This is a genomic window from Paraburkholderia jirisanensis, from assembly GCF_054782355.1.
Map to the genome: position 1 here is coordinate 31114 of NZ_BAAGSQ010000012.1, position 26328 is coordinate 57441.

General features: G+C 65.0%; 22 protein-coding genes, 1 other RNA gene and 1 pseudogene. 8 read left to right on the plus strand and 16 right to left on the minus strand.

The annotated features are described in order from the left end of the window. Window positions 1–364: 364 nt before the first annotated feature. Entirely contained in the window at window positions 365–1198 is an 834-nt protein-coding gene (pgeF, locus tag ACYVNQ_RS06835; protein WP_460901739.1) for a peptidoglycan editing factor PgeF, read from the minus strand. A 198-nt stretch (window positions 1199–1396) separates the two neighbouring features. Next, window positions 1397–2662, minus strand: coding sequence for an RluA family pseudouridine synthase (locus ACYVNQ_RS06840; RefSeq protein WP_460901740.1), 1266 nt, complete (start codon window positions 2660–2662; stop codon window positions 1397–1399). 52 nt (window positions 2663–2714) lie between these two features. Here ACYVNQ_RS06840 and ACYVNQ_RS06845 point away from each other — a divergent pair, with 52 nt between their 5' ends. Continuing rightward, window positions 2715–3647: an outer membrane protein assembly factor BamD gene (locus ACYVNQ_RS06845; protein ID WP_460901741.1), complete on the plus strand. Its 933-nt coding sequence runs from the start codon at window positions 2715–2717 to the stop codon at window positions 3645–3647. Window positions 3648–3725: 78 nt separating this feature from the next. Here the strand turns inward: ACYVNQ_RS06845 and rlmD are convergent, their stop codons facing one another. After that, complete coding sequence (gene rlmD / locus ACYVNQ_RS06850; RefSeq protein ID WP_460901983.1) at window positions 3726–5030, minus strand: 23S rRNA (uracil(1939)-C(5))-methyltransferase RlmD; 1305 nt, start codon at window positions 5028–5030, stop codon at window positions 3726–3728. 227 nt (window positions 5031–5257) lie between these two features. On the opposite strand from rlmD, the gene ACYVNQ_RS06855 reads away from it, so the two are divergent. Continuing rightward, window positions 5258–6121, plus strand: coding sequence for an endonuclease/exonuclease/phosphatase family protein (locus ACYVNQ_RS06855; protein WP_460901742.1), 864 nt, complete (start codon window positions 5258–5260; stop codon window positions 6119–6121). 108 nt (window positions 6122–6229) lie between these two features. On the opposite strand, the gene ACYVNQ_RS06860 is transcribed toward ACYVNQ_RS06855, so the two are convergent. The 11 genes and pseudogenes from ACYVNQ_RS06860 to ffs form a co-directional block, all read right to left on the minus strand. After that, window positions 6230–7015: a 3'-5' exonuclease gene (locus tag ACYVNQ_RS06860; RefSeq protein WP_460901743.1), complete on the minus strand. Its 786-nt coding sequence runs from the start codon at window positions 7013–7015 to the stop codon at window positions 6230–6232. A 7-nt stretch (window positions 7016–7022) separates the two neighbouring features. Next, entirely contained in the window at window positions 7023–8114 is a 1092-nt protein-coding gene (gene rpoS / locus ACYVNQ_RS06865) for an RNA polymerase sigma factor RpoS (protein WP_460901744.1), read from the minus strand. A gap of 12 nt (window positions 8115–8126) precedes the next feature. After that, window positions 8127–9050, minus strand: a complete 924-nt coding sequence (locus ACYVNQ_RS06870) for a peptidoglycan DD-metalloendopeptidase family protein (RefSeq protein WP_460901984.1) — start codon at window positions 9048–9050, stop codon at window positions 8127–8129. Window positions 9051–9061: 11 nt separating this feature from the next. Further along, window positions 9062–10210, minus strand: a complete 1149-nt coding sequence (locus tag ACYVNQ_RS06875; protein WP_460901985.1) for a protein-L-isoaspartate(D-aspartate) O-methyltransferase — start codon at window positions 10208–10210, stop codon at window positions 9062–9064. 263 nt (window positions 10211–10473) lie between these two features. Continuing rightward, window positions 10474–11232 carry a 5'/3'-nucleotidase SurE gene (gene surE, locus ACYVNQ_RS06880; protein WP_460901745.1) on the minus strand — a complete coding sequence of 253 codons (759 nt, stop codon included), beginning with the start codon at window positions 11230–11232 and terminating at the stop codon, window positions 10474–10476. Between the two features lie 276 nt (window positions 11233–11508). Continuing rightward, window positions 11509–11628, minus strand: a pseudogene (locus ACYVNQ_RS06885) (ABC transporter permease); the annotation flags it as partial. Between the two features lie 13 nt (window positions 11629–11641). Then, on the minus strand, window positions 11642–12871 hold the full coding sequence (locus tag ACYVNQ_RS06890) for a CaiB/BaiF CoA transferase family protein (protein WP_460901746.1): 1230 nt from the start codon (window positions 12869–12871) through the stop codon (window positions 11642–11644). Between the two features lie 108 nt (window positions 12872–12979). Then, on the minus strand, window positions 12980–13576 hold the full coding sequence (gene recR / locus ACYVNQ_RS06895) for a recombination mediator RecR (RefSeq protein WP_460901986.1): 597 nt from the start codon (window positions 13574–13576) through the stop codon (window positions 12980–12982). A gap of 308 nt (window positions 13577–13884) precedes the next feature. After that, window positions 13885–14211 (minus strand): YbaB/EbfC family nucleoid-associated protein, encoded by a 327-nt coding sequence (locus ACYVNQ_RS06900; protein WP_460901747.1) that lies wholly within the window; start codon window positions 14209–14211, stop codon window positions 13885–13887. 76 nt (window positions 14212–14287) lie between these two features. Further along, window positions 14288–17305, minus strand: a complete 3018-nt coding sequence (dnaX, locus tag ACYVNQ_RS06905; protein ID WP_460901748.1) for a DNA polymerase III subunit gamma/tau — start codon at window positions 17303–17305, stop codon at window positions 14288–14290. A 191-nt stretch (window positions 17306–17496) separates the two neighbouring features. Then, window positions 17497–17595: signal recognition particle sRNA small type (gene ffs / locus ACYVNQ_RS06910), an RNA gene on the minus strand. A 452-nt stretch (window positions 17596–18047) separates the two neighbouring features. Here ffs and trxA point away from each other — a divergent pair. The 6 genes from trxA to ACYVNQ_RS06940 all read left to right on the plus strand — a co-directional run bounded on the left by trxA (window position 18048) and on the right by ACYVNQ_RS06940 (window position 25084). Continuing rightward, complete coding sequence (trxA, locus tag ACYVNQ_RS06915) at window positions 18048–18374, plus strand: thioredoxin TrxA (protein WP_006048864.1); 327 nt, start codon at window positions 18048–18050, stop codon at window positions 18372–18374. A gap of 442 nt (window positions 18375–18816) precedes the next feature. Next, window positions 18817–20085, plus strand: coding sequence for a transcription termination factor Rho (gene rho, locus ACYVNQ_RS06920; RefSeq protein WP_460901749.1), 1269 nt, complete (start codon window positions 18817–18819; stop codon window positions 20083–20085). A 165-nt stretch (window positions 20086–20250) separates the two neighbouring features. Continuing rightward, window positions 20251–21081: a M90 family metallopeptidase gene (locus ACYVNQ_RS06925; RefSeq protein WP_460901750.1), complete on the plus strand. Its 831-nt coding sequence runs from the start codon at window positions 20251–20253 to the stop codon at window positions 21079–21081. 209 nt (window positions 21082–21290) lie between these two features. Continuing rightward, window positions 21291–21554, plus strand: coding sequence for a type B 50S ribosomal protein L31 (locus ACYVNQ_RS06930; RefSeq protein WP_460901751.1), 264 nt, complete (start codon window positions 21291–21293; stop codon window positions 21552–21554). Between the two features lie 272 nt (window positions 21555–21826). Further along, window positions 21827–23587: an ArnT family glycosyltransferase gene (locus ACYVNQ_RS06935; protein WP_460901752.1), complete on the plus strand. Its 1761-nt coding sequence runs from the start codon at window positions 21827–21829 to the stop codon at window positions 23585–23587. A gap of 120 nt (window positions 23588–23707) precedes the next feature. After that, window positions 23708–25084: an MATE family efflux transporter gene (locus ACYVNQ_RS06940; protein WP_460901987.1), complete on the plus strand. Its 1377-nt coding sequence runs from the start codon at window positions 23708–23710 to the stop codon at window positions 25082–25084. A gap of 84 nt (window positions 25085–25168) precedes the next feature. Here ACYVNQ_RS06940 and ACYVNQ_RS06945 read toward each other — a convergent pair whose 3' ends face one another. Both ACYVNQ_RS06945 and ACYVNQ_RS06950 read right to left on the minus strand, forming a co-directional pair. Continuing rightward, window positions 25169–25567, minus strand: coding sequence for a carboxymuconolactone decarboxylase family protein (locus ACYVNQ_RS06945; protein ID WP_460901753.1), 399 nt, complete (start codon window positions 25565–25567; stop codon window positions 25169–25171). Window positions 25568–25602: 35 nt separating this feature from the next. After that, window positions 25603–26103, minus strand: coding sequence for a MerR family transcriptional regulator (locus ACYVNQ_RS06950; protein ID WP_460901754.1), 501 nt, complete (start codon window positions 26101–26103; stop codon window positions 25603–25605). Window positions 26104–26328 lie beyond the last annotated feature (225 nt).

Consider the following 26328-nt stretch of genomic DNA (forward strand, 5'->3'; position numbering starts at 1 on the left):
CGCAGTGCGATATTTTTTTAATTATCGTTTTCCCCATGTAAGGGAACGCAGCCGCGCGAGCGCGCCGCCGATGCCGTGCAATTCAGACAGCCAGCCCGTGCGATCAGGGTTTTCCGGGGGGTGGGCAGACCCGCATGCTGCAGCGCGCGCAGCGCATGTGAAAGCCTGCACCGCACTCAAGGCGTGTTTGCGCAGCGCAGCAAAACAGGTTGGTCCACGCACGCGTGGGCGCCCGCAAAAGCCGGCGGATGCATGCACTGCGACGCGCCGGTTCAATGTCGGCGGTTCAATGTCACGCAGCACGACGCGGGGTGGCACGACGGCGATGCCCTCTGCCGACGCGCCGCGAATACCGTGCGGATGCTCAATCGGCCAGCCAGATCAACGCGGCCATGCGGCCGGTCACGTGGTCGCGCCGGTACGAGTAATAACGCTCCTGCAGCGTGTACGTGCATTGATCGCCGCCCGTGACCTGCGTCAGCCCAAGTTGCGCCAGCCGCAGTCGCGCAAGCGCCGGCAGGTCCGCGAAGTACTTGCCGGGCGCGCCGTCGCGCGGCACGAACGCATGCTCGCTCGCCTCGCGCTGCGACCCGGGCGCGGTATCGAGGAAAGCGTCGCGCACGTCGCTGCCCACTTCGAACGCGGTCGGTCCGATGCACGGCCCGAGGTATGCGTAGAGCGTCGCCGGATCGACGCCTGCCAAAGCGGCCACGCGCTGTGCAGTCTGCTCGACGATGCCCGCCGCGAGGCCGCGCCAGCCCGCATGCGCGGCGCCCACGGCACGCCCCGCCGGATCGCAGAACAACACGGGCATGCAGTCCGCCACCATCACCACGCATACGCTGCCCGCCCGGTCGGTCACGCTCGCATCGGCGCGCACCGGCGCGCCACCCGCGCGGGCGTTGTCGAGTACCGCATCGGCACTGACGATGGTGGCGCTGTGAATCTGTTCCAGCCACGCCGCTGCGGTCACACCCGCCAGCGCAAGCAGCCGCGCACGGTTCTGCTCGACGTGTTCCGGCATGTCGCCCGAGCGCCGGCCCAGGCTCAGACCGCCGGGAAGATCGACGCCGTCGCGCCACGCGCCATAAGGCGGCTGGCTCACGCCGCCGTTACGCGTCGTGATCAGCGCGCGCACGCGCGGCGCGGCGCGCCAGTCCGGTTGCAGCAGATCGGCGTAGGTCAAAGGCGCGGGCATACGGGGTGAGTCCTCGGTGTGGTTGGGCTTTGCGCGGTGCGTGCGTTCCGGTTGTGTACGACCGCGTGCTGTTGTGCATCTGCGCATCTCGCGTGCCTTGCGAACGGCCGGTTGCGCGCCGTTGCGGGCGATGCATGCGGCCGGTCGCGCGCGCGGCTGGTCTGTGCGTGCGTCTGGTGGGACGTTCAGTGCTGGCGTTCAGTCGCCTTCATTGTCTTCATGTGCGTCTTCTTCCCAGTCCTCGCCATCGCCGCCGTCTGCATCGACGATTTCATCGTCGCCCTCTTCGTGCTCGTAGTATTCGCCGTCGAACTCGCCCGCGTCGTCGTCGCGCGTAAAGCCGAGCGCCGCGCACAACGCCACGATGTCGTCCGGCGGATCCGCGCGCCATTGCATCGCGCGCCCCGTCTGCGGATGAATCAGGCCGAGCCGCCACGCATGCAGTGCCTGGCGCGCAAAACCGTCCGGCAACGGCGTTACCGAGCGCTTGCCGCGCGCGTGGCCATACACCGGGTCGCCCAGCAGCGGATGACCGATGTGCGCGCAATGCACGCGAATCTGATGCGTGCGCCCGGTATCGAGATCGCAATGAATCGCCGACACCGGCTGACGTTGCCACACTACTGTGTCGACACGACGAAAATGCGTGCGCGCGGGCTTCCCCGACGCACCGGTGACCACCGCCATGCGCGTGCGCTCGCGCGGATCGCGGCCGATCGGTGCATCGATGGTGCCCTCTTCCGGCATGCCGCCCCACACCAGCGCGAGATAGCGGCGCTTCACGGTGCGCGCCTGCAGCTGACGCGTGAGGTCGGTCTGCGCGGCAAGCGTGCGCGCCACCACCATCAACCCCGAGGTCTCCTTGTCGAGCCGGTGCACGATGCCGGCACGCGGCAGGCCGGCTGCCGCGTCGCCGTAGCGATGCAGCAGGCCGTTGAGCACCGTGCCGCTCCAGTTGCCCGAGGCCGGATGCACGACCAGCCCAGCGGGCTTGTTGATCACGACCAGCGTGGCATCTTCATAGACGATGTCGAGCGGCACCGGCTCCGGCGTGAACGCGAGCTGCTCGGGCAGCAGGTCGGGCACGAGCTCGATCGTCGCGCCGAGCGGCACCGGCTGGCGGATCTTTGCCGGCGCGCCGTCGATGCGCACGCGCTGCGCTTCGATCCAGCTTTGCAGCCGGTTGCGCGAGAACTCGGGGAACAGCTTCGCGAGCACCTTGTCGAGCCGCTCGCCGGCGAATTCGGGCGGCACGGTGACGAGCCGCGGCGCTTCGTTCTGCGCCCCCGCGGCACCGGCCGGGGCCGCGCTGGAGCGCGCTCCGGCAGCGGGATTGTCATCGGGCGTAGTGGGCGAAGCGATCGTATCGGCTGCCGCAGCTTCGGAGGGCTGCGCGCATCGGCTATAATCTTTGTCGCTATTCCGTGAGCCGGCTGCGGCACGCGGAGTATTTGAGCGGGTCATCGAGACTGGTTACCTGGACGTAAAAGCGCTTGACGTGAAGCTGGACTGGAAAATGCGAGCCTTGAACATTATTACCAATATGGCCAAAAGTGCGGCAGCGCGCCATGCAGCGGCCCGCGAAACGGCGGGGAAAATTGCCCAGAGCGTTGACCTCGGCGTTGGCCACAACGTGGCCCGACTCGTGGCAACGCGCGTGGTCCGATACATCGCGTGTGTCTGCGCGGTAGCGCTAGTGGCAGCTTGCCACGGCCTGCCCGAGAAGACTGACGAAACGGCCACGTGGAACAACAACAAATTATATACGGAGGCGCAGGACGCCCTGTCGGGTAGCGACTGGGGCAAATGCGCGAAATACTTCGAAGCGCTCGAAGGCCGCGATCCGTTCGGCCACTTTGCGCAGCAGGCGCAGATCAACGTCGCGTACTGCAACTGGAAAGACAGCGAAACCGCCGCGGCGGATCAGGCGATCGACCGCTTCATCCAGTTGCACCCGGATCATCCGGATATCGCGTACGCGTACTACCTGAAGGGCATGATCCACTTCAACGACGACCTCGGTCTGTTCGGCCGCTTCTCCGGCCAGGACATGAGCGAGCGCGACCCGAAGTCGCTACGCGAGTCGTATGACGCGTTCAAGGTCGTAGTCGACAAGTATCCGCAGAGCAAGTACGCACCCGACGCGGCGCAGCGCATGCGCTACATCGTGAATGCGCTGGCTTCGCATGAAGTGCACGCGGCCGATTACTACTACCGGCGCGGCGCGTATGTCGCGGCAATCAACCGCGCACAGCTCGCGATCAAGGAATACAAGAACGCACCGGCTATCGAGGACGCGCTGCACATCATGTGGCTGTCGTACGACAAGCTCGACCAGCCGCAACTCGCCGACGACACGAAGCGTGTGCTCGCCGGTACTTTCCCGGACAGCCCGTACATCACGGGTCACGCACGGCCGGGCAAGGAAAAGTCGTGGTGGCAGTTCTAGGCTTCCAGACGCCACGCGCGCTGCAACAAAAAAGCCACGGCATGCCGTGGCTTTTTTGTTTTCTGGGCGTCAGCGCCGTCAATCGCGCTCGAACAGCGCGATCGATTCGACGTGCGACGTATGCGGAAACATGTTGACCACCCCCGCGCCCTTCAGCCGATAACCGGCTTCATGCACGAGCAGCCCTGCATCGCGCGCCAGCGTGGCCGGATTGCATGACACGTAGACGATGCGTTGCGGCAGCGGCCCTGTGCCGCTTTGCGCGATGTCCGCCAGCGCCTTCGAAACCGCCAGTGCGCCTTCGCGCGGCGGATCGATCAGGAACTTGTCGAACGCCCCAAGCGCACGCAGGTCGTCGGCGCTCACTTCGAACAGGTTGCGGCACGCAAACGACGTATGGCCGTCCACGCCGTTTTCCTTCGCGTTCGCCAGTGCGCGGGCCGTCAGCGTTTCGCTGCCTTCGATGCCGACCACTTCACGCGCCAGCCGTGCAAGCGGCAGCGTGAAATTGCCGATGCCGCAAAACAGATCGAGCACCCGGTCGCCCTGCTGCGGCGCCAGCAGCCGCAGTGCGCGGCCCACCAGCACGCGGTTGATCTGGTGGTTCACCTGCGTGAAATCGGTCGGCATGAACGGCATGCGAATACCGAACTCGGGCAGCGTGTAGTCGAGCTGCCGGTCGAGCGGATAGAACGGTACGACCGTGTCCGGGCCTTTCGGCTGCAACCAGAACTGCACGTTGTGCTCGTCGGCAAACGTGCGCAGCAAGGCTTCATCGGCGGCATTGATCGGCTCGAGCACGCGCAGCACCAGCGCCGTTACCGAAGCGCCCACCGCCAGTTCGATCTGCGGCATGCGCTCGCAAATCGACAGTGCCTCGACCAGCCGCCGCAGCGGCACCAGCATCGCCGACACGTGCGGCGGCAGCACTTCGCAACTCGTCATGTCGGCCACGAAGCTGCTCTTGCGCTCGTGAAAACCGACCAGCACGCCGCCCTTCTTCGCCACGTTGCGCACCGTCAGGCGCGCGCGATAGCGGTAGCCCCACGACGGCCCGTGAATCGGCCGGAACATCGTTTCCGCACGCAGTTTCGCCAGATGCGCAAGGTTGTCTTCGAGCACGCGCTGCTTGACCGCGATTTGCGCGCGCACCTCCAGATGTTGCATCGAGCAGCCGCCGCAGGTGCCGAAGAACGTGCACTTCGGCCTGGTACGAATCACGCTTTCCTGCAAGATATCGACAACTTGTGCCTGTTCGAAGCTCGGCTTCTTTCTATAACTTGAATAGGTGACACGCTCGCCGGGCAGCGCGCCCTCGACGAAGATCACCTTGCCCGGTGTGCCGTCTTCCGTCACGGTGCGGCCGACGCCACGTGCCTCCATGTCGAGCGATTCGATCGTGAGCACAGGCAGAACGGCGCCCGGTTCGACAGTGCCCGGCGAATGGGCATGCGGCGCGCCTGACGCGCGTTTTTTCGCCTTGCGCGGCGCTTTGACGGCGGTGGCGGGGGCGGTACGGGGGACGATTTCTGACACCAGCAACTTCCTGACAGACGGTGAAGTAAAGGCAAGATTGTAGACGAACGGCAAACCCGGACGGAGATTTGACGATGCGACTGATCAGCTGGAATGTCCAGTGGGGACGCGGTGCACGCGGTGACGTCAGCCTGCCGCGCATGGTCGGCGAGGCGCGCCGCCTCGCCGATTTCGACGTGCTGTGCCTGCAGGAGGTGACGCGCGGCTTTAACGTGCTGGCCGGCCATCCGGGCGACGACCAGTTCGCCGAACTCGCCGACGAATTGCCCGGCTTTACAGTGCTGGATGCGATCGGCGCGGATCTCGCGCCGCTGAAGCTCGACGGCCCGAGCGCGCCACGCCGCCAGTTCGGCAATGCGCTTGCGACGCGGCTGCCGGTCGAGCGTGTGATCCGCCATTCACTGCCGTGGCCGGCCGATGCGGACGCGCCGTCAATGCAGCGGGTCGCGCTCGAAGCGGTGCTGCGCGCGCCGGGCGGGCCAATCCGCGTGATCGTCACGCATCTGGAGTTCTATTCGCTGCCGCAGCGGCTCGCGCAGGTCGATGCGCTGCGCCGCATCCAGCAGGAAGCGGCCGCGCATGCGGCGCGCCCGGCGCCGGCCGAAAACGCGATCGGTCCGTTCACGGATACTGCACGGCCCGTCAGCGCGATCGTCTGCGGCGACTTCAACTGCGCGCACGACAGCGAAGCGTACCGGCGCATGCTCGAGCCGCTGGCCGGCAGCCCGCCGTTCGTCGATGCATGGACCGCGTTGCATGCGGGTGCAAACCCACCGCACACGGCTGGCGTCTACGATACCGAACAATGGGCGGACGGCCCGCTCACGTGCGACTTCGTGTTCGTTACCGAGGACTTGCGCAGCCGGATACGCCGTTGCGAGATCGATGGTGCGACGCGTGCGTCCGATCATCAGCCGATCGTGCTCGAGATCGATTGAGCGTGGCGGCAGCGGGATGTAATAACGGTGGGTGATACGCGGCGCGGCATGTGTCTGCCGCGCCGCATGCGGGCAACTGCAGTGGCAGCGTCGCGCAAGTCAGCGAACTCAGCTCGCCGCGTTCTCGAACGCGGCCAGATACTCGGCCCAGTGCGGCGCCGTCTCCTGCGCGAGCGACTGCTTCACCAGCGCGATTTCATCCGCGTATTCCTGCGCGGAGAAGCCACCGCGCATCAGCTGAAACCGGCAATACAGCAAATAGGTATTCACCACGTCGGTTTCGCAATAGTTGCGGATCGCTTCGATCTGCCCATCGCGAAACGCATGCCAAACCTGGCCGCCGTCCATACCCAGCTTGCCGGGAAAGCCGCACAGCTTCGCCAGCGCATCGAGCGGCGCATTGGCGCGCGCCTGATACATCGCCAGCACATCCATCAAATCGGTGTGCCGCGAATGATAGCGAGCGATGTAGTTGTTCCACTTGAAGTCGCGGTCTTCTTCGCCGAGGTCCCAGTAGCGGCTCGCCGCAATACCGTGCACCAGCGCGCGGTAATGCAGCACCGGCAGGTCGAAGCCGCCGCCGTTCCACGACACCAGCTGCGGCGTGTACTTTTCGATCACGCGGTAGAACGATTGCACCAGCGCCGCTTCGCCATCGGTCGTGGTGCCGAGCGAGCGCACGCGAAACCCGTTGTTGTCACGAAACACACATGAAATCGCCGCGACGCGCTGCAGATGGTGCGGCAGAAAATCGCTGCCGGTCTTTTCGCGGCGCGCGGCGAATGCGTGCTCGGCCACTTCTTCGTCAGAGAGCGTGGCAGGCAGGTCTTCAAGCCGGCGAATACCGGCGACATCGGGAATCGTCTCGATGTCGAATACGAGAATCGGAGTCATCGAGGCTTCAGAGCACGGCGTCCTTGCGTACGCCGTTCGATGCGAAGAAGCGCTTTAACCGCACCAGCGCTTCCTGCTGGATCTGGCGCACGCGCTCGCGCGTGAGCCCCATTTCGTCGGCCAGTTCTTCGAGCGTCGCGGGCTCGATGTGATTGAGGCCGAAGCGCCGTTCGATAACATGGCGATGCTTGTCCGACAGCCGCGCCAGCCACGCGCGCGTCAGCGTTTCGAGCTCGCGGTGCTGCACTTCGGCGTCCGGCGACTGGCTCTGGTCGTCCGACAGCAAATCGAGCAGGCTGCTCGCCGGATCGAGGTCGAGCGGCGCATCGAGCGACGCGGTGTGCTCGTTCAGCGCGAGGATATCGGTCACTTCGTCGCTGGTCTTGCCGGTCAGGTAGGCAATATCGTCGATGCTCGCGTCGCGGCGGTCGCCCGCGTCGCCGGAATTCATCGAATTCTTTTCCAGATGGCGCTTGGCGCGCAGCACCTGGTTCAGCTCGCGGATCACGTGCACCGGCAGCCGCACGGTGCGCGCCTGGTTCATGATCGCGCGCTCGATGCTCTGACGGATCCACCACGTGGCGTAAGTCGAAAAACGGAAGCCGCGCGTCGGATCGAATTTTTCGATCGCGTGCATCAGGCCGAGGTTGCCCTCTTCGATCAGATCGAGCAGCGGCACGCCGCGGTTCAGATAGCCCTTCGCGATGCTGACCACCAGCCGCAGATTGCGCTCGATCATCACCTGGCGGGCTTCGAACTCGCCCGCTTTCGCCAACCGCGAATAGCGCTGCTCTTCCTCGACCGTCAACAGCGGCTTCACACTGATCCGGTTCAGGTAATGCTGGATCGTGTCCGCGGTCAGCTCGGCCTGCAGCAGCGCGCGGAAGTCGTCGGCATCGGAAGGGGCGTCGCTGGCGCTGCTGCGCGAATCGCCGCTCTCTTCGCCGGACTGGCGCTCGTCCAGCTCGGCGCCATTGTCGAGATCGTCGGCGCTGTCGTCGTCGGCATCGGAAGCGCCAGCCTCCTCCACCGAGACATGCGTGGCACGGCTGATGGTGTCAGTCTCGGCTTGCGGTGGACGGCGCTTCGATTTCGGCATGGTCGTAATCGCTTATTGCGGCGGCAAATACTTCAGTGGGTCGACAGGTTTGCCCTGCCGGCGAACTTCGAAATGCAACATCACACGGTCCGAATCGCTGTTTCCCATTTCGGCGATCTTCTGCCCTTTGGTAACCGCGTCCCCCTCTTTTACCATCAAAGCACGGTTGTGTGCATAGGCGGTAAGGTACGTAGCGTCATGCTTGATGATAATGAGATTGCCGTAACCGCGCAGCCCATTTCCCGCATAAACCACCCGACCGTCCGCAGCGGCCTTCACCGGATCGCCCGCCGCCCCGCCGATATTCAAACCTTTGTTTTTCGAATCGTCAAACGTGTTCAGCAGCGGACCGCGCACCGGCCATGCGAAGCTCACGGCGCTCGGAGCGGCTGCCGCGTCGCTCGCACCCGGCTGCGGCGGCACGGTGGTGGCCGTCGCGCCCGGTGTCGAAGCCGGCGGCGCACCGTTCGCGCCATACAGCGGCGGCGCGCCCGTGCTGCCCGGTGCAGCAGCCGGTGCACCATTCAACGGCGCGCTCTGCACCCCGCCACCGACGATCGGCGCAGCCGCGACGTTGGCACCCGGCGGCGCGACGCGCAGCAACTGATCGACCTCGATCTGGTTCGGGTTGGTCAGGTTGTTCCACGACGCGATGTCGCGATAATTCTGGCCGTTCTCGAGCGCGATCCGATACAGCGTATCGCCCGGCTTGACCCGGTAATAACCCGGAGGCGGCGGGCCGAGCGGCACCGGCGCCGGCGCGCTCTGCTGCGCGGTCTGGGTGCTCAACGCGCCTGAGCGATCGACGACAGGCGCGTTATCGAGCCTTGTAGCACACGCCGCCAGCAATGACAGCGCAAGCACGCACACACTACGCTGCGCCACGGTGAGGCGGATGTTCTGACTGGTTCTTTGCATCGTGCGCAACTTACTGATAGTCATCGGATTCAAATCACTCCGGATTTTAAGGGTACAAAGAAAACACGATCAAGACGCGACTCCCGCCATTGTGCGGGCCCCGTGCGCTCGACCAGCGTGAGCACCTGCGTCTGACCGTCGTGCGTGCCGACCGGCGCGATCAGACGTGCGCCGATTGCGAGTTGTTCGAGCAGCGCCTGCGGCACGTCGAGACCGGCGGCCGCGATCACGATCGCGTCGAACGGCGCTGCCTTGGGCAAACCGAGCCGGCCGTCGCCGTAATGCAGGCGCAGATTCGGAATGCGCAATGGCCGCAAGTTGGTTTTCGCGCGCTCGTATAACGGTTTGATGCGTTCGATCGAATACACGTCGCGCGCCACCTGACTCAGCACGGCCGCCTGATAGCCACAACCGGTACCGATTTCCAGCACGTTGCCTAGCGTGCGCCCCGCCGCCGCGAGTTCGATCATGCGGGCCACCACCGACGGCTTCGAGATTGTCTGGTGATGACCGATCGGCAGCGCCGCGTCTTCGTAAGCCTGGGTCGCGAGCCCCGGGTCGACGAACATGTGGCGCGGCACGGTGGCCATTGCGTTCAGCACGCGCGGGTCGCTGATGCCGTTGGCCCGCAGGCGTTCGACCATCCGCTCGCGCACCCGTTCCGACGTCAGCGCATGGGCGCGGGTCAACGGCACACTGGGCGCGCCGCTGCGCTCGAGCGGCGCGGCGGGCAGGCGCAGCGCCGGCTGGCGCGCGCTGTCGCTGCGCATGCCGGCGGAGGCGGCTGGCGCACCGGGCTGGCGCACGGCCGATGCGCGTGCGTCGGGCGAGATGGGTGGCTTCGCGCTGCGCGCGGTGGTGCCTGCCGCAGCTTTCGGCTGCACGGTACGCGAGCCGGCCAGCGACGGTGCTTGTGGCTTTGCAACGCGTGCGCCGGTCAGCGATGAAGCTTTCGGCTTCGCGCCGTGCGCACCGGTTGACGCCGGGCCTTGCGGTTTTGCATCGCGCGCGCCAGTCGATGCCAATCCTTGTGGCTTTGCGCTGCGCGCATCGATTGTTGCTGATCCTTGCAGCTTCGCCGCGCGCGCCGCGGTGGGCGCAGCCGGGCCTTGGGGCTTTGCGCCACGTGCATCGGTCAATGTCGAGCCTTGTGGTTTCGCGCCACGCGCATCGGTCAACGCCGTGCCTTGTGGTTTCGCGCCGCGCGCGTCGGTCAACGCCGTGCCTTGTGGTTTCGCGCCACGCGCATCGGTCGACACCAATCCTTGCGGCTTCGCGCCACGCTCATGCAAGGCCGGCAGCTGCGATTTCGCCGCGCGCGCATCGCTCAATGCCGCCTGCGGCGTCACGCTGCGCGCGTCGCCGGGCCGCCCGACGCTACCGCGCGGTTCGCGCACCAGGTCTTCGAGACCGAGCGGAAAGCGCCTGGCGCGCTCGCCAGTCATGAAGCGCCGCTCCCGGCACGCGCCCAGTCGCGCGTCGCGGGCAACATCTCGGTGTGGGTCAGATCGAGCTGCAGCGGCGTGATCGACACGAAGCCGTGCGCGACCGCATGGAAATCGGTGCCTTCGCTCGCGTCGCGCGCGCTGCCGGACGGCCCGATCCAGTAGATCGGCTCGCCGCGCGGGTTGGTCTGGCGGATCACCGGCTGCGACGGATGGCGCTTGCCGAGGCGCGTGATGCGCCATGCGCCGAGCTCGTCGTAAGGCAGGTTCGGAATGTTGACGTTCAGCAACGGATGCCCCGGCAGCGGATTGTCCAGATAGTGCCGGACGATTTCGGCCGCGACGCGCGCCGCCGATTCGAGGTGCACCCAGTCTTTGTCGACCAGCGAGAACGCGATCGACGGCACGTTGAACATCACACCTTCGGTGGCCGCCGCGACGGTGCCCGAATACAGCGTGTCTTCGCCCATGTTCTGGCCGTTGTTGATGCCGGAGACCACCAGATCGGGCGTGTGGTCGAGCATGCCGGTCAGCGCGATATGCACCGAGTCGGTCGGCGTGCCGTTCACATAGTAAAAGCCGTTTGCGGAACGTAGCACCGACAGCGGCCGCGACAGCGTCAACGAATTAGACGCGCCGCTGCAGTTCTGCTCGGGCGCCATCACCGTGACGTCGGCGAGCGGCTTCAGCGCTTCGTAAAGCGCGGCGAGGCCCGGCGCCAGGTAACCATCGTCGTTGCTGAGTAGGATTCGCATCCGGCGATTGTAACCGAGGAAAGAAGGCACGCGAACGACACTGGAGGGCGCTCACGCGCGCTGCAGCGGCGTTGCGACAGGCACTTGCGGCCCATGCGCGGTCGTGCCAGCGACCCTGCTTGCGACGCGCGCTGTGCACCGCGCGCGGGAGACCGCGAAAGCATTGCAGCCGCATGCAGGCACCTTCGAAAAGACGCGACAGCAGAACCGGCGAAACATGCGCCGCGAGTAAAGCGCACGGTCGTTCGAGCGTGCTTTGCACGCATGACACGGCGGCTAAAGTTTTCCGGTCTCGCTGCTGGCAGGCTGCCGCTTCATCAGACGTCGTTCGGCCACGCCCACCAGCGCATCGAGAATCAGCGCAAACGCGCTCAGCAACAGAATGCCGGCAAACACGCGCTGGCTCGATTCAGACCACTTGTTGCGCGTGCAACCTTGCGATGTGGTCGGCATCATAGCCTAGCGCCTGCAGCACTTCATCGGTGTGTTCCCCGAGTTCCGGCCCGAGCCAGCGCGTCTCGCCAGGCGTCAGCGACAGCTTCGGCGTGACCGCCGGCAACGCAATGTCGCGGCCGTCCTGCCATTTGAAGTTCTGGATCATCTGCCGCGCAAGGTATTGCGGATCGCTGAACATGTCCGCGACGCTGTAGATGCGGCCCGCCGGCACATCGGCCGGGTTCAGCACCGCGAGCGCTTCGTCGATGGTGCGCGGTGCCAGCCATTGCGCGATCGCGCCGTCGATTTCTTCGGTGCGCGGCACGCGGCCGTCGTTGTGCGCGAGCGCCGGGTCGTTGGCCAGATCGTCGCGGCCGATCGCGCTCATCAGCCGCTTGAAGATCGGGTCGCTATTGCCGCCGATCACGATGCTGCCGTCGCGGCACGGATAGGTGTTCGACGGCACGATGCCCGGCAGCGACGCGCCGGTGCGCTCGCGCACCATGCCGTACACGCCGTATTCGGGCACCACGCTTTCCATCATGTTGAACACGGCCTCGTACAGCGCGACGTCGACCACCTGGCCTTTGCCGCCATTCGCCTGACGGTGATGCAGCGCCATCAGCGCGCCGATCACGCCGTGCAGCGCGGCAATCGAATCGCCGATCGAAATGCCGATGCGCGGCGGCGGCAAATCCGGATAACCGGTGATGTGCCGCAAGCCGCCCATCGATTCGGCGATCGCGCCGAAACCCGGCCGATCGCGGTATGGACCGGTCTGACCATAGCCGGACAGGCGCACCATCACGAGGCCGGGGTTGTGCGCGCTGAGGACGTCATAGCCGAGGCCGAGTTTCTCGAGCAGCCCGGGCCGGAAATTTTCGACCACGATGTCGGCTTCCTGCGCGAGCCGACACACGATTTCCTTGCCTTCGTCGGCCTTCAGGTTGATCGTCACCGACTTCTTGTTGCGGGCCTGTACTGCCCACCACAACGACGTGCCGCCCGCCTCGGGATAGAGCTTGCGCCATTTGCGCAGCGGGTCGCCGCCCTTCGGGTCTTCGATCTTGATCACGTCGGCGCCGAACTCGCCGAGAAAGCGCGCGGCGAATGGGCCCGCGATCAGCGTGCCCAGTTCGAGCACCTTGACGCCGGCAAGCGGGCCGCTCGCCGGTGGGGTCTGCGTGGAGTTCGTTGCGCTCATGTGTCTCCTTCGTTGCCTTTGCGTGTGCCTCTGTGCGTCCTTTGCGCGTGCCTCTGCATGTGCCGCATGGGATCACGCGATGCGCTGCGTGCGGCGGGCGCGCACCGGCTACATCGTGCGCCGGTCCAGCATCGCCCGCGCGATCGTGCCCGCGTCGACGTATTCGAGTTCGCCGCCCACCGGCACGCCGCGCGCGAGACGCGTCACCGCGAGGCCGCGCGCTTTCAGCGTCTGCCCGAGGTAATGCGCGGTCGCTTCGCCTTCGTTGGTGAAATTGGTGGCCAGCACCACCTCTTTGACGACACCATCCGACGCACGCCGCACCAGACGCTCGAAATGGATCTCCTTCGGGCCGATACCGTCGAGCGGGCTCAGACGCCCCATCAGCACGAAGTACAACCCGCGGTAGGTCATCGTCTGCTCGAGCATGATCTGGTCGGCCGGCGTTTCGACCACGCACAGCAGCGTCGCGTCGCGTTCCTCGTCGCTGCAGACTTCGCAGATCTGCGCTTCGGTGAACGTGTTGCATTTCTCGCAGTGCTGCAGATGCTCGGTTGCATAGAGCAGCGAGCGCCCGAGCTTCGCAGCGCCTTCGCGGTCATGCTGCATCAGGTGGTAGGCCATACGCTGCGCGGACTTCGGCCCGACGCCGGGCAGCACGCGCAGTGCTTCGACGAGTGCCGACAAGGCGGAAGGTTGTTTGATGCGAGTCATGGGCGCGGATGCCGGCTTTCTGTCTGGGATAACGGAGCGAATTGCAGCAACGGCTGAGCTTGGCGGGAGGTTCTGCCGCGCATTGTGCTGCGTGTTTTGTCATGCCGACACGCGAGCGCCAGCTGCAGCGGGCCGCAAGCAGCGCGCGGGGCGCACACAGGGTGCGCCGACGTCGTGTGATGCAAAACGCGCCGCGTACCGGCGAAAAGACCAGCGACGCGGCGCGCTGCGGCACGGCTGCGAGCCCTGGTTGTGTTGCGGCGCGCGCAGGCTTGCGTCGGCGCGCGCCGCACACGACTTCAGAACGGCAGCTTGAAACCCGGCGGCAACGGCAAACCCGCCGTCATGCCACCCATCTTTTCCTGCGACGTGGCTTCGGCCTTGCGCACCGCATCGTTGAACGCGGCGGCGACGAGGTCTTCCAGCATGTCCTTGTCGTCGGCCAGCAGGCTCGGGTCGATCGACACGCGGCGCACGTCGTTCTTGCAGGTCATCGTCACTTTCACGAGGCCGGCGCCGGATTGGCCCTCGACCTCGATCTTCGCGAGCTCCTCCTGCATCTTCTTCATGTTTTCCTGCATCTGCTGGGCCTGCTTCATCAGCCCGGCGAGTTGGCCTTTCATCATGGACGTGCTCCTTCTTGATCGTATGAAATGTGCAACCACGCTACAGCCAGCGGCAATGCGCTGCGCGTGGCGAAAATCAGTGGGCGGCGCCCGCTGCGCCGGCCGTGCCTGGCGCGGATGCCGCAAGCGGCCGCACCGAGCCCGGCACGATGCTCGCGCCGAACTCGCGAATCAGCGACTGCACGAACGGGTCCGTGCCGATCTCGCGCTCCGCTTCCTTCTGACGCTGCGCACGCTCGGCTGCATCGAATGCCGCCGCGGTGCGGCGCGCCGGGCCGACTTCGACCACCACCTCGACCGGCTTGCCGAGACGCTCGTCAAGCGCGGCTTTCAGCTTGGCGACCTGCGCGGCGTCAGCGTATTGCGGGACCGGTACGTTCAGCCTGAGCGTGGCGCCGTCGAGCGCCATCAGTTCGCTGTTGAATGCCAGTTGGTACGAGATGCCTTTTAACGGCAGCCCGGCGGCAAGCGCCGGCCAGTCGCCTTCGAAGCCGAGTGCGTCGAGCGGGACCGCGGGCGGCAACGGGCGGGTATCGAGCGGCATTGCTGCGGCAGCGCTGGCTGGCGACGCAGCACGCGCATCGATACGCACATCGTCGGGACCCTGGTCGAATACCGGCATGTAGCCGTCGTCGGGCGGCGCGAAAAACGCGTCGTCCGACGAGGCGGGAATGTAGTCGTCGAGCGCGCCGGGGGCGTCGAGTGGGATTTCTTCCCATGGCGGCACGGTTGCGCCGCCATTTTGTCGTGCGCCGGCGGCGTTGCGGGCCGGCGCGGCTTGTGCCTGCTGCGCGGCGCGGCGCGCGGGATCCGGCGTCGGGACCACCACGCGCGGTGCGGCAGGCTTCGGCCGTGCTTCCGCTGCCTTCGGCGCGGGCGCGGCGGCTGCGGCTGGGGCGCGGTTGCCCGACAGCCTCATGCCGGCGCTGCGCAACACGTCGAGCGCGGCGCTTGCGCCGCCGGCGCGGCGCGGCGCGGTGTCGGCTTGCGCTTCGGCGGGAAAGGGTTGCTGTTGCGTGCCTTCGTCGATGTTCGATGCAGCCGGCTGCGTGCGCAACGGCGCTTGCGTCGGCTCAGGCGCGGTTTGCGCGACGACGACGGCCGCCGGCTTTGCGTTGCTGGAGTCTGCAGGCATCGCGGCCGCTGCGGGCTCGGCCTGACGCGACGCATGTTGTTCGGCCTCGATGCTCTGGTCGTTGGCAGGCTCGGCTGCAGCCGGCGTTGCGACCACTTCCGCAGCAGCCAACGACTGCACGGGTGCAGACGGCTCGAGGCTCGCGACCGGCGTCACCGCGTCGCGCCCTTCATCCGCTGTATCAAACTTCGTGACGGCCACTGGCTCGTCGATGCCTGCCCGCTGCACAGCGCCGGTTCCATCGTCAACCGTGTCCAGCTTCGCAACGGACATCGGCTCGCCAACGCTTGCCGATCGCGTCGCTTCGGCGCCTTCATCAACCGTGCGCAACTTCGCTTCTACCGCTGGCTCTTCGACGCTTGCGTGCCGCGTCGTGTCGACACCTTCGTCAGCCGTGTCCAGCTTCGCGGTCGCCGCTGGCTCGTCGACGCTTGCCGACTGCCTGGCGTCGGTTCCTTCGTCAACCGCATCCGGCTTTGCGACTACCGCTGGCTCGTCGACCTTGGCCTTGGCCGGCTGCATTGCTGCAACAGGCTCGACATCCTGCGTCGATTTCGTGATGGCCGAAGCCGCATCGCCCGCCGCTTTCGCGTCAGAGGGTTGAGGCTCGTTCCCAGCGGAAACCGACGTCGGAATTGCAGCCACCGATCCCGTGTTCGCCGTGACATCGCCGGCCGCCAGCACCTGCGCCGCAGGTTCGCGCGGCGTACTCGCCGCACCTTGCGCGGGCATCGCACTGTTCGTCGGTGCAGCAGCCGACACCGCAGCCTGCTGCGCCGTCACTGCCGGCGCCCCGGCGCGCTTGCCGCCGACCGCGCCACCCTGCCCGGCCGTCCGCGACACCGGTCCCGCACCGCCTGCGCCGACACCGCCCACTGCCGGCTCGAACGCAAGCATGCGCAACAACGTCATCGTGAAGCCCGCGTATTCGTCGGGAGCCAGGCCAAGCTCGCTTCGGCCGATCGTCGCGATCTGATAGAACAGTTGCACCTGCTCCGGATTCAACTGATCGGCAAAGCGGCGCAAATCAGCCGCCTCAGGCCATTCATCCAGTACCGACGACGGCGCGACCTGCGCCCAGCCGACCCGATGCAGCAAACTGGCAAGATCCTGCAGCGCGGTCGAAAACGACAGGCTGCGCAGCGCCATTTCATCGGCCACCGCCAGCACCGCGGCGCCGTCGCCGGACACCAGCGCATCGAGCAGCCGGATCAGATAGCTTTGATCCAGCGCGCCCAGCATGCCGCGCACCGCTTCTTCCGTCACCTGGTTGGCCGAATAGGCGATCGCCTGATCGGTCAGCGACAGCGCATCGCGCATCGAACCGTCCGCGGCGCGCGCGAGCAACCGCAGCGCCTGCGCTTCGAACGCAACCTGCTCTTCGCCGAGAATGCGCTCGAGATGCGACACGATATGCCCGGCCGGCATCTGCTTCAGATTGAACTGCAGGCAACGCGACAGCACCGTGACCGGAATCTTCTGCGGATCGGTGGTGGCGAGAATGAACTTCACATGCGCGGGCGGCTCTTCGAGCGTCTTCAACATCGCGTTGAACGCGTGGTTGGTCAGCATGTGCACTTCGTCGATCATATAGACCTTGAAGCGCGCATCGACCGGCGCATACACCGCGCGCTCGAGCAGCGCGGCCATCTCGTCGACGCCGCGATTGCTTGCCGCATCCATTTCCACATAGTCGACGAAACGCCCCTCGTCGATCTCGCGGCACGCCCGGCATACGCCGCACGGCGTGGCCGTGACGCCGGTCTCACAATTGAGCGCTTTCGCGAAAATGCGCGACAGCGTCGTCTTGCCGACGCCGCGCGTGCCAGTAAACAGATAGGCATGGTGCAGACGCCCGCCGTCGAGCGCATGCGTGAGCGCGCGCACTACGTGCTCCTGTCCGACGAGCGAAGCGAAATCCTTCGGCCGCCACTTGCGTGCGAGAACTTGATAGGTCATCGGGAAATTGTATCAGCAACGCTTATGCGCACAGCCGGTTCGGCATGGCAGCGCAAGAACGCGCGGCGAACCGTCGGTGCTCTATTGTATTTTGCTACTGGGGCTATAGAAAAAGACCGGATGAACACGCATGCCGGGATCTGATGATGAACGGATCGGGGGAAAACACAGAAGCACAGAAGAAAGCGAAAGGTGACGAGCCTGACCCTCGGCACTGGTGGAAAACGGCTGTGGCTGCTTCGTTCCCGACCTGACCAGGTTGACCGCACCTCCATGCGAGGAGGCCCGTCACGAAGCATTCTATCATCGGCGGCCTTGCATGGCGACAGGTAAAACGCGCCAGATGGATCGCGAGCCTGCGCGACGGGCGTTTCAGAGTGGGCTCGGCCGATGCAACCGCAGCGTAACCAGAACGTCAGCGCACGCCCTTGTGTTCGTCGGCAGCACCACCAGATAGCTGCGGTAAAGGCCGCAAACGAGCCCGCCAGCATGGCCCGCCGCACCGTCCGAATGGGTACTATCACCACCGGCAGCGCATAGCGAATTAGGCTAAACTGGCGTGCAAGTGACCCGTAAAGTCAAGTCCCGGGCGCCTTTCGCAGGTTCTTGCAGCTTGTGTGCAAGACCCTCGAAAGTCATTCGGTTCGACCTTTCTTTGCGGCAAAGCGAACGGTAAATTTTTTCAGTTTCATGTATCGTGGCGAGCATTCAGGCCGGCCCCGAACCGAGTGAGGTATTCATAATGAGCGAACAAATCAAGCACATCAGCGACGCGTCGTTCGAACAGGACGTCGTGAAATCCGATAAACCCGTCCTGCTCGACTTCTGGGCAGAATGGTGCGGCCCGTGCAAGATGATTGCACCGATCCTCGACGAAGTTGCGAAGGATTACGCAGACCGTCTGCAAATCGCCAAGATCAATGTCGACGAGCATCAGTCGACGCCGGTCAAGTTCGGCGTGCGCGGCATCCCCACGCTGATCCTGTTCAAGAACGGCGCGGTCGCGGCACAAAAGGTTGGCGCATTGTCGAAGTCGCAGCTCACCGCGTTCCTCGACGGCAACCTTTAATCGCCTCAAGCTCGCTTCAATACGCATATCCGGCACGCGCGCAACGCGTAACGCACAGCGCGCCGGATTCGCCTGTCGAACCGATTTATCGAATCTGATTTATCCGGACTGGTTATTCAGTCCGACCGGTTTGCGCAGTTAGCCCGCCGTTCGCCCGCAGTTCGCCATTCGTGTCGCTGGTCCCTGCAGTAGGTCCCCACAGTCCGCTCCCGCAGAGCGATGATCTGAAAGGCGCGGCCGCGCGCTGATGATGAGCATTGCCTGTTGTCGTCTGACAACACGCGCGCCGCGAACCTGCCGATCTGCAAAGCAAGCGGGAATTGGCGTGTGCTATGCTAGAATCCAGAAAACGTCGAAAAGACGAGTAAGTCCTTGAGCGGTTCCGCTCAACTCTCCTCCCAGATTTCATTTCCAGTCGCACCTTCTCCCGCGGGTTCTCCGTATGCATTTATCCGAGCTTAAGACTCAGCACGTGTCACAGTTGATCGAAATGGCCAATGGCCTCGAGATCGAAAGTGCAAACCGCCTGCGCAAGCAGGAATTGATGTTTGCCATTTTGAAAAAGCGCGCGAAGACGGGCGAAACGATCTTCGGTGACGGCACGCTCGAAGTGCTGCCGGACGGCTTCGGTTTCCTGCGCTCGCCCGAAACCTCGTATCTCGCAAGCACGGACGATATCTATATCAGCCCGTCGCAAATCCGCCGCTTCAATCTGCATACCGGCGACACCATCGAAGGCGAAGTGCGCACGCCGAAAGACGGCGAACGCTATTTCGCGCTGGTGAAGGTCGACAAGGTCAACGGCCAGCCGCCTGAAGCGTCGAAGCACAAGATCATGTTCGAGAATCTGACGCCGCTGCACCCGAACAAGGTGCTGCTGCTCGAACGTGAAATGCGTGGCGAAGAAAACGTCACGGGCCGCATCATCGACATGATCGCGCCGATCGGCAAAGGCCAGCGCGGCTTGCTGGTGGCCTCGCCGAAGTCCGGCAAGACCGTGATGCTTCAGCACATCGCCCACGCGATCAAGCAGAACCATCCGGACGTCGTGCTGTTCGTGCTGTTGATCGACGAGCGTCCTGAAGAAGTGACCGAAATGCAGCGCTCGGTGGCCGGCGAAGTGATCGCGTCGACCTTCGACGAACCGGCTGCGCGTCACGTGCAGGTCGCCGAAATGGTGATCGAAAAGGCGAAGCGCCTCGTCGAAATGAAGAACGACGTGGTGATTCTGCTCGACTCGATCACGCGTCTGGCGCGCGCGTACAACACCGTCGTGCCGGCCTCGGGCAAGGTGCTCACAGGTGGTGTAGATGCGAATGCACTGCAGCGTCCGAAGCGTTTCTTCGGCGCCGCGCGCAATATCGAGGAAGGCGGTTCGCTGACCATCATCGGCACCGCGCTGATCGAAACCGGCAGCCGCATGGACGACGTGATCTACGAAGAGTTCAAGGGCACCGGCAATATGGAAGTGCACCTCGAGCGTCGTCTTGCGGAAAAGCGCGTCTATCCGTCGCTGAACCTGAACAAGTCCGGCACGCGTCGCGAAGAACTGCTGATCAAGCCCGAGATCCTTCAAAAGATCTGGGTGCTGCGCAAGTTCATTCACGACATGGACGAAGTCGAAGCGATGGAATTCCTGCTCGACAAGATCCGCCAAACGAAGAGCAACTCCGAGTTCTTCGACATGATGCGCCGCGGCGGCAGCAGTTGAGGCCCGGTTGAGATCCGGCTGCGCACGCGCGGCCGGCCTGCTGCTGTGAAACGGCTGTAACCCACGCCCGCGCTTGCGGGCGTTGTTTCGTTCGGCGCTGCTTCGCTTACCGTTGTCATTCAGCGCCATTTCGACCTGAGCCGCACAGCCACTCCGAGTTCAGCGATGCTATCCAAGCTCACCCACTGGTTCGGCACGCGCCGCCGCGAACGCGTGTTGCGCAGCCACGCGATCTCCGACGCGCTGTGGCAAACCACCCTCGCCGGCCTGCCGTTTCTGACGCATCTCGACGCGCCCGATCTCGTCCGGCTGCGCGAGCTGACCAGCCTGTTCATCGCACAGAAAGAATTCTCGACCGCGCACGAGCTCGAGCTGACCGACGCGATGACGGTCGGCATCGCGGTGCAGGCGTGCCTGCCGGTGCTCAATCTGGGCCTCGACCTGTACAAGGGCTGGGTCGGCATCATCGTCTATCCCGGCGAATTCGTGATCCGCAAGACGGTCGAGGACGAAGACGGCGTAGTCCACGAAGTCGAGCACGACGCGAGCGGCGAGGCATGGGAAGGCGGCCCGGTCGTGTTGTCGTGGGAAGACGCGCAGATGACCGACGGTACGGATGCCTACAACGTCGTGATCCACGAGTTCGCGCACAAGATCGACATGATCACGGGCGCCGCCGATGGCCACCCGCCGTTATTCAGGCGGCTGCATGCGCCGCTCGACAGCGCCGCGTGGGCGGACGTGTTCGATCACGCCTACGATCATTTCTGCGCGCGCGTCGATGCGGTGCCCGAGCGGCGCTGGGCGCGCTTCGAGCGCGAATCGCTGATCGACCCGTACGCGGCAGACCATCCGTCCGAATTTTTCGCGGTCTGCAGCGAGGCCTTGTTCGCGAAACCGCATGCCTTTGAAAACGAGTATCCGGAGTTGTACCGGCTGCTGGCCCGCTACTACCGGCAGGACCCGGCCCGCGCCGGCGCGCTGGAAGGTGGCTGAGCCTGAGTTTCAACGCGGGAATAAGCCCGGGTTTAAGCCCGTCCACGAACGCCGCCGCCCCCGCTGCGCCCCCACCCGGCCCCAAACCTCGGAAAAGCTCGCCAAATTATCGTCAACCGTCTGATTTTCTGGCATAATCGCCGTTTTTCGACCTTAGGCAAGTGGCTCGCGCATTGCGGGTTGGCTACCGCCCGAACAGAGGAAAGACCATGAAAGAAGGCATTCACCCGAATTACCGCGAAGTCCTGTTCATCGACATGTCGAACGACTTCAAGTTTGTCACCCGCTCGACCATCAACACGCGCGAAACCGCCGAATTCAACGGCAAGACCTACCCGCTCGCGAAGATTGAAGTGTCGTCGGAATCGCACCCGTTCTACACGGGTCAGCAAAAGATCATGGACACGGCCGGCCGTGTCGAGAAGTTCAACAAGAAGTTCGGCTCCCGCGCCAACGGCAAGGCAGTCAAGTAAGCATTGCGCCGGTATCCGGCACGCGTTGGGCTGATCGATGTCTCGATATTTCGATGTGGCCGCAACGACACAAAAAGGGCAGCGTAGGCTGCCCTTTTTTATCGTCTGGGCTTTACGGCTCGCTGCAGCCGACGCGCCGCGAACCCGCTCATGACGTGCGCCAGCCCACCCGTCTACAATGCCGGATGTTCGAAACCGGCCGGGTTTCCGGGCTGCTTGCGGTCTCGTCACCGCGTCACGAGAAAACGCATCATCGCTATCAATAACACTGCATGAGACCCGTCGTCCGTCTTACCGCCTCCGCAACCAGCGCACTGCCACGCTGGCTGCTGCTGACCATCTGCGTGATCTACGCGTCATTCGGCCTGTTCGGCCGCGACCCGTGGAAAAACGAGGATGCGGCCGGTTTCGGCGTGATGTGGACGATGGCCAACGGCAACCTGCGCGACTGGTTGCTGCCCAACCTGGTCGGCAAGTACATCACGTCGGACGGCCCAGGCGGCTACTGGCCCGGCGCGCTGGCGATCCGCGCACTCGCGCCGTGGGTCGATGCCAGCAACGCCTCGCGGGTATTTACCGGCCTGATGTTCTGCACGGCGTGCGCGTTCGTCTGGTATGCGGCGTATCTGCTTGGCCGGCGCACCGAAGTGCAGCCGTTCAAATTCGCGTTCGGCGGCGAGCCGGAACCGCGCGACTACGGCCGCACGCTCGCCGATGGCGCGCTGCTGATCCTGCTCGCCTGCTTTGGCCTCGCCGAGCGCGGTCACGAAACCACACCGGCGCTCGCCCAGTTCGTCTGCATCGCGATGCTGGTGTACGGCCTCGTGCGCACGCTCGACAAGCCGATCCAGGGCGCGCTGATCTGGGGCGCCGGGCTCGGGCTGGTCGCTCTGACCAGCAGCCCGGTGCTGGTCGGCGCGCTGCTGGTCGGCACGCTGACCATGATGCTGATCGTGCGCGAAGCGCGTTCGCGCTGGCTGCTGCCGGTCGGCCTGCCGATCGCGCTGGCGCTGGCGCTCGCGTGGCCGCTCGCGACGCTCGCCGCGTTCCCGGCCGATGGCGTCTGGTTCCTGAACCAGTGGATGCGCGGCAGTCTGAACTCGTTCACCGGCCCGTTCGGACCGGTGCTGATGTACGCGCTGAAGAACCTGCCTCTCTTCACCTGGCCCGCGTGGCCGCTCGCGATCTGGGCATGGATCAGCTGGTCGGGGCTGCGCCGCGCGCCGCACATCGCGATACCGCTGTCGGTCATCGTGCCGCTGTTCATGCTGGTCATCCTGCAAAGCTCGGAGACCAATCGTCTCTACATGCTGCCGCTGCCCGCGCTCGCGGTGCTCGCGGCCTTCGCGCTGCCCACCCTGAAGCGCGGCGCGATCAACGCATTCGACTGGTTCGCGGTGTTGAGCTTCACGGTGCTCAGCTCGTTCGTGTGGCTGGTGTGGTTCGCGTCGATGACGGGCTTTCCGTTCTTTCTCGCGCGCAATCTGTCGCGGCTCGTGCCGGGCTACACGCCGCAATTCAAGATCCTGTCGCTGATCTGCGCGATCGCGGTGACGGTGTGCTGGATCGTGCTGGTGCGATGGCGCGTCGCACGGCATCCGAAGGTACTGTGGCGCAGTGTCGTGCTGTCGAGCGCCGGCACCACGCTGATGTGGGTGCTGCTGATGACACTATGGCTGCCGTTCGTCAACTACAGCCGTACCTACAAGGACGTTGCGCAGCACATCGCCACGCATCTGCCGGAAGACTATTCGTGCATTTCGCCGGTGCGCCTCGGCAATGCGCAGATCGCGACCTTCGCGTATTTCGGCGGCATGCACTTCTCGTTCAACGACGACGACTGCGACGTGATCCTGCGTCAGGACACGCAGGACTTCGGCGAACCGAGCTCGATGTCGAATTTCGTCTGGAAGCTGGTGTGGGAAGGCCGGCGCGCGGCCGACCGCGACGAACGCTTCCGTCTGTACGTGCGCATCGACCGGCCGACGCCGCCCGTCAAACGGCGCAATCCGCGGCCTAAACTGCCGCAGTAAGCTGCCGCAGTAAGCGAACCCGCGGCACGTGCCGCGGCCGCGGGGCACCGAACCGCCCCGCCCCGCGCACCGACACCTGGATGCGCACCGCAGCCCGATGACCCAACCAACCCTTCGATGATATTCGCCGACATTCGCAAAATCGTTGCGCTGGCGTGGCCAGTACTGATCGGCCAGCTCGCGATCATCGCGTTCGGCGTGATCGACACCGCGATGGTCGGCCGCTACTCGGCCACCGATCTGGCCGCGCTTGGCCTCGGCGCATCGATCTACATCTCGGTGTACATCGCGCTGACCGGCATTCTGACCGCGCTGCAGCCGACCGTCGGCCTGTCGTACGGCGCCGGGCGCCTCACCGAAATCGGCGAGGACACGCGCCAGGCGCTGTGGCTCGCCGCGGCGCTGACCGTGATCGGCTTTCTGATCCTGTATTTTCCGGCGCGGCTGCTGCAGCTCGCGCACGCGCCCGAGGCCTTGCGCGAGCGCACCATCGCGTATCTGCAGATCCTGTCGTTCGGCCTGCCCGCGAGCCTCGTGTTTCGCGTGTACAGCTCGCTCGCCACCGCGGTCGGCCAGCCGCGCCTCGTGATGTTCCTGCAGGTCGGCGCGCTGCTGTTGAAGTTCCCGCTGAACCGCTGGCTGATTTTCGGCGGGCTGGGCGTGCCCGCCGCCGGCGGACCGGGCTGCGCGCTCGCCAGCACGTTGATCAACTGGATGCTCGGCGGCGTCGGCTTGCTGTTGCTGGCGCGGCTCGACGTGTTCCGGCCGTTCGCGATCTTCGGCCGCTTCTGCTGGCCGGTGTGGCAACGCCAGCTCGCGCTGTTGAAGCTCGGCATTCCGATGGGGCTGTCGTATCTGATCGAGGTGACGTCGTACACGTTCATGGCGCTGTTTATCGCGCGCTTCGGCACGACCACGCTGGCCGGTCATCAGATCGCCGCGAATCTCGGCGCCGTGCTGTACATGACGCCGCTATCGATCGGCATCGCAACCTCGACGCTGGTCGCCCGCGCGCTCGGCGGCGAGCGGCACCGGCAAGCGCAGGCGCTCGCGCGGCACGGCATCCTGCTCGCGTGCGGGCTCGCGTGTGCTTTCTGCGTAGCCGTGATCGCACTGCGCGGATTGATCATCGCCGGTTATACGACCGACGAGACTGTCGCCGCGGCCGCCCTGCCGCTGGTGCTGATCGTCGCGTTCTATCACCTGTTCGATGCGCTGCAGGTCACCACCGCGTTCGTGCTGCGGGCGCATCGCATCGTGATCGTGCCGACCGTGATCTATGCGGTTGCGCTGTGGGGCGTCGGGCTGGGCGGTGGTTATATGCTTGGTTTCGGCGTCGGCGGCCATGTGCCTGTGTGGCTCACGGGCGCGCGTGGTTTCTGGGTGGCCAATTCCGCGAGCCTTGCGGTGGCGGGCCTTGGGTTGTTGTTCTACTGGCGCAAGATCAGCGTGCGTGACGTGCGAAGCGGCGCAGGCGCGCGCGATGCAACGCTCTGAAAACGTCGCGTCCGCGCCGCCCGCACTGCTTCGCCTCTCGCACCGCTTCACGCTGCCTCACGCTGCCTTCACACCGCTGCCACGCTACGCCACGACACACTCGTCGCGTTTGGCGAACACATCGCGAGCCGCAAACAGCGCGTTCAATGCAGCCGGAAATCCCGCATACACGGCCATCTGCATAAACACTTCGACGATCTCGTCGCGCGTACAGCCGACGTTCAGCGCCGCTTCGATATGCACCTTCAGTTGCGGCTGCGCATTGCCAAGCGCCGCCAGCGCGGCGATCGTCGCGATCTCTCGCGCACGCAGATCGAGTTGCGGGCGGCTGTAGATATCGCCGAACGGAAACTCGATCAGATAGCGCGCGAAATCCGGTGCGATCGGGGCGAGCGCATCGAGCACCTGCTCGCCGGCGTGCCCGTCGATTTCTTTCAGCTTGTCCCAGCCGCGTTCATAGCGTTCGTTGTCTGCCTGTTGCATCGTGAACTCTCCTTCGCCTGCGGGTTGTCGAGGTGTCATGTCCGACCGCGTGCGGTTCGCCGCGCACCGGGTTGCCGCGCGACGCTTTGCGCGGCAGTGTCCGGTCGTGCATCGCGCGGTGTGTGCTGCGGACCCTCCGCCAAAGCATCCCGCGCTGCAGCCCGCGTTTCATCCCGCTCGATCGCCTCGTAATGCGCAATCTTTTCGACGATCGCCGCGAGGTTCGACTGCAGCTCTGCCATGCGCGCCACCACCGCATCGCGATGCGACGCGAGCATCTCGCGGCGCGCACCCACGGTCGCGTCGCCGGCCGCGCGCAGCTGCGCAAACGCCTGCATACCCGCGATCGGCATGCCGGTCGCCTTGAGACGCATCACGAACTGCAGCCAGTCGAGATCGGCCGGCGCATACAGACGGTGTCCAGCCGTGTTGCGGCCGATCGCGCGCAGCAGCCCAGCCTGCTCGTAATAGCGCAGCGTGTGCGTGGAGATGCCGCTTTGCGCGGCGACCTGACCGATCGTGAGTGCTTTGGACATGACGGAACTCAGGTTAGAGGTTCAAGTGCACTCTAAGTCAAGCGAAACGAATCATGAAACGCTATCGATCAGGCCGCGCCGCCGCGCACCGAAAACCACCGGCCGTACGATCGATCATGCGAACCAGACGCCGCGATATGGCCAGCCCCGGTCACCTTCCCTAGAGTGAGCAGCGATCCCCACTCCCGGCATCGGCATTGATGGATGCCATTCCTACTTAAGGAA